Source organism: Vibrio sp. (genome assembly GCF_038138445.1).
Lineage (GTDB): Bacteria > Pseudomonadota > Gammaproteobacteria > Enterobacterales > Vibrionaceae > Vibrio.
In genome coordinates this window covers 1-3,987 of record NZ_JAYQDQ010000159.1, presented here as the reverse complement: position 1 = coordinate 3,987, position 3,987 = coordinate 1, and the positions used below count along the sequence as shown (strand labels likewise).

Genomic DNA, 3,987 nt, shown 5'->3' with positions numbered 1-3,987 from the left:
GTGCATCTACCTTAACTTGATGATTTTTATCTAAATTATCAGGGGATTCCTCAGTCCAAAGCATCCTATACTCATTTTAACAATCAACCAGTTACGAGAATATTTTTCACAAGGAAGGGAAGTGTTTCATTTGCCACTTGCCGCTAAGGGAACTGAGTTCCAGCAACAAGTATGGCAAGCATTAGTGAAAATTCCTTATGGAGAAACATGGAGTTATCAGCAACTCGCTGAAGCAATAGGTAACCCGAAAGCAGTGAGAGCGGTTGGATTGGCAAATGGCAAGAACCCTATTTCAGTGATAGTGCCTTGCCATCGAGTGATTGGAAAAAAGGGAAAACTTACTGGATATGCGGGTGGCATAGAAAGAAAAGCGGCACTACTTAAAATTGAGCGTTGGGAACCTGATTAATGCGGTTAAAATATAGGGGCATTTTTGTATTATTCACTTTGTTACTGCAAGGATGCTTTGAAGATAACTTAAATCGAATGATAAACAAGCAAACCTATGAGTTTGAGGGGGTGTATGAGAATTTGTATACCCAAGACTTGCTGATGTTCAAAGATGCACAAGTTACGATCAGTAAAGTGGGTGCGCCTGATGTAACCAAGTCGTTTTCTGTTGAAGATAATTACTTAACCATCACGATGCGCAATAGCTCCCTAGAAAAAAGAGAAGACATTGTGATGCGTATTCACGGTGACAACGAAGCATTAACTTGTAGTATTTGTGCTAAATACCAACTGGCCAGTGTCTGGCAGAGGCGGCTTGAATAAGTTTCCGTATCTCATTGGGCAGCTAATTGCTGCCCTTATTGTGTCAGATATTAGAACAAGGATGCGTTAAGCATTAGGTGTAGGCTTATACTCATTGCATAACCAATGGCGATCACGGGCGCCCATTTCAAATGACCAAAAAAGGTGTATTTACCATGAGCGGCACCCATGAGAGCCACGCCTGCTGCTGATCCTATTGATAGTAGACTTCCTCCAACACCAGCGGTCAAAGTGACCAACAACCAATTTCCCATAGACATAGAAGGTTCCATAGTGAGAACCGCGAACATAACCGGTATGTTGTCGACAATGGCGGACAATATCCCAACCATAATATTGGCTGAAATTGGATTCCATTGAGAGTACATGATTTCAGAAATCAGCCCTAGATAGCCAAGTAGGCTCAAACCTCCAACACACATTACAACCCCATAAAAGAACAAAAGTGTATCCCATTCTGCGTGGGAAACTCGTCGGAATACATCAAATGGAACGACCGAGCCGAGACGTTTTAAAGCACTATCGTCACGGTTGGCAATAGCAATGGCTGCCTTTTTGTGAAGTGAAGACTTGAGAGTTTTACGTAAGAAAAAGCCGAAAAACTGCAAATAAGCGAGACCCATCATCATACCAATCACTGGAGGGAAGTGCAGGACAGCATGAAACGCAACGGCAGTGGCGATAGTAATGATAAACAAGGCGACAATCCGGCGAGCACCTCGTTTAAGTTCAACATGTTGGTGAATGACGTCCGGTGTTGTTTTGGGTACAAATAATGACATTATTGCTGCTGGGACCAAGTAGTTGGCTACAGAAGGGAGGAATAGAGGCATAAACTCTGAAAATGACACATAGCCAGCTTGCCAGACCATTAAAGTTGTTATATCACCAAATGGACTGAAAGCGCCTCCTGCATTGGCCGCCACGACTATATTGATACAAGCTAGGTTGATAAATTTGGAATTGCTACCGCCAACTTTCATCACAACAGCACACATAAGTAACGCTGTGGTTAAATTATCCGCAATTGGAGAAATGAAGAAAGCCAATATTCCGGTAAGCCAAAACAGTGACTTATAATTAAAGCCTTTACCCACCATCCAAGCTTGCAATGAATCGAATAATCTTCTTTCCTCCATTGCACTTATATAGGTCATTGCTACGAGTAAAAATAGTAGTAATTCAGCGTATTCTAGCAAGTTATGCTCTAGTGCAGCCTGAGCGACATGTATCTGGCCTTGTTGCGAATAGACATAGCCAATCAGTGCCCATATAAGACCAGCGGCGAGTAAAACGGGTTTGGATTTTCTCAAAGAAAGGTGTTCTTCGAGCATGACTAAAGTATAAGCACCAACAAAAATTGCTAAGGCAGCATAGCCAACGAATGATTGTGTTAATGGCAGTGTTTCTTGTGCATTGATGGCTGCAAAAGAGTTAAAAGGGAATAACAAAAGGGCGACAAAGACCGACCATTGCACAGTCATACTTTCACTCCTTGAAAGACGGTACTTACTGTAAAAACTCCATTTTAAAGAGGTTTTTCTCTCGGGTATGTGAGTTAGGTTTGATCTGGCTGATTTTTGAACATGGAGAGTTACTAAAAATGAAACAAAAAGGCGTTCTTTTGTTCTTGGGGTTAGCTTTTATTTCACTACCTAGCGCAGCTCAAGAATTTAATATCTTTTGTTATGATCAACACAATGATGAGTGGGAATGGTCTGATAATGAGCAGACTTTTGATTGGCCTGTGATTACACATGAAGACATATCTGAAAACAGCTATTTCAAATATGTGCCTATTTCAGAAAATACTTATCGGTCACTCGATGGCTTTTGTCCTCAAGGAACTGTGCCTCAGCCTGCAGAAGGGCATTTCTCTACTTGGAAGGTTTTTTATGTTCTCGATGGTAACCGTTCTTATTTTGCACCGGGTAAACGTTCCTACCACCGTCTTATTGACCACGTATTTCTCCGCTTTAGTGATGTTCGTTTAAAAGAGGATATTGAGAGAATTTCTGATACCTTAGAAGCCGTAAAGGCAATAAATGGTTATCGTTACACCTATGTTCAGGGCGGTGATAGGGAAATTGGTTTTATTGCTCAGGAAGTTCAGCCGCTTTACCCTGAACTGGTGAGTGAACATCCAGAGTCTGGTTATTTGCAAGTTGATTATAAAGGAATGATAGCTGTGTTATTGGAGTCGATAAAGCAAATGGACGAAAGGCTCACAAATATAGAAACTAAGCAACCTTAGTCATATTGTATATGCTTGGTTCCTTACGCAGCTTATTGTATTTATATATCATGCTCTACATCAATTTGATCTGGACTTAAGAATTGCTTGGCGTAAGAAATATGCAATCCACTCTTGAGAAATAGAGTGAAAAGGTCACCATCAATGTGTTTGTTCGCGACCATGTCTTCCATGATGGCAATGGCCTTACTCAGTTTGAATGCTTTTTTGTAGGGACGATCGGCAGCTGTTAAGGCTTCAAATATGTCGGCAATAGCAAGAATTCGTTCTTTTACTGATAGTTCACTCCCATCTATCTGACGTGGGTAGCCTTTACCGGCTAATGTTTCATGGTGAGTGGTTGCGAGTCTGGGTACTTGTTTTAGGTCATCAGGGAAAGGCAGACTTTCTAGCATTTTAATTCCGCTGACCATATGTTCATTGATTCGATACCGATCTTCTTTGGTTAACGTTCCTCTTTGAATTGATAAATTATAGATTTCTCCATGATCACTTAAATATTCAGGTGCCTGCATTGTGATCCCGTGGTCGTAACAAGGGGGGTGATACCTAGGTATTTTGTGCTCGGGCAAATCTTTGAGCAGTGTTTGGGTAATTGAGGATTCAGATAAGCGGTCTTTCTCGACAGGAGAGAGGCCAATCGTATCATCAAACTGACGACACCAAGTTTGGGCACTGATTGTTTTAAGCTTGATGATATCTTCATCAGAAACAGGGCGATCACCTGTATTCAATGATGCGACAAAAGTAAACTCCTCTTGAAGCCTTGCTTGTTGCTCCTTAACCCATGATAGAACTTGATCTGCATCTTCACCATTGTCTCTTTTTATATAGCCTTTAATGGCAATATCTCGCCACAATACTTCAAAGCGCATACGAATTTCATGTAAACGATTGTAGTTTGCTTCGTAAGCTGGCGGTGAGCCCCATTTAACTGAAAGCTGGCACCGACTAAAAAT

4 protein-coding genes and 1 pseudogene are annotated in these 3,987 nt (G+C 41.4%); 3 read left to right on the top strand and 2 right to left on the bottom strand.

Annotated elements, in window-relative coordinates; translation table 11 throughout:
• Positions 1 to 64: 64 nt before the first annotated feature.
• A pseudogene (locus AAFM34_RS20525) lies at positions 65 to 409 on the top strand (methylated-DNA--[protein]-cysteine S-methyltransferase); the annotation flags it as partial.
• Positions 409 to 774 carry a hypothetical protein gene (locus AAFM34_RS20520; protein ID WP_341666065.1) on the top strand — a complete coding sequence of 122 codons (366 nt, stop codon included), beginning with the start codon at positions 409 to 411 and terminating at the stop codon, positions 772 to 774. The pseudogene AAFM34_RS20525 and the gene AAFM34_RS20520, both read left to right, overlap by 1 nt.
• A gap of 50 nt (positions 775 to 824) precedes the next feature.
• Here the strand turns inward: AAFM34_RS20520 and nhaD are convergent, their stop codons facing one another.
• Positions 825 to 2,258, bottom strand: coding sequence for a sodium:proton antiporter NhaD (nhaD, locus tag AAFM34_RS20515; RefSeq protein ID WP_341666063.1), 1,434 nt, complete (start codon positions 2,256 to 2,258; stop codon positions 825 to 827).
• A 119-nt stretch (positions 2,259 to 2,377) separates the two neighbouring features.
• Here nhaD and AAFM34_RS20510 point away from each other — a divergent pair, with 119 nt between their 5' ends.
• Entirely contained in the window at positions 2,378 to 3,028 is a 651-nt protein-coding gene (locus AAFM34_RS20510) for a tail fiber domain-containing protein (protein ID WP_341666061.1), read from the top strand.
• Between the two features lie 41 nt (positions 3,029 to 3,069).
• On the opposite strand, the gene AAFM34_RS20505 is transcribed toward AAFM34_RS20510, so the two are convergent.
• The coding region (locus tag AAFM34_RS20505; protein WP_341666059.1) for an HD domain-containing phosphohydrolase at positions 3,070 to 3,987 on the bottom strand (918 nt) is incomplete at its 5' end.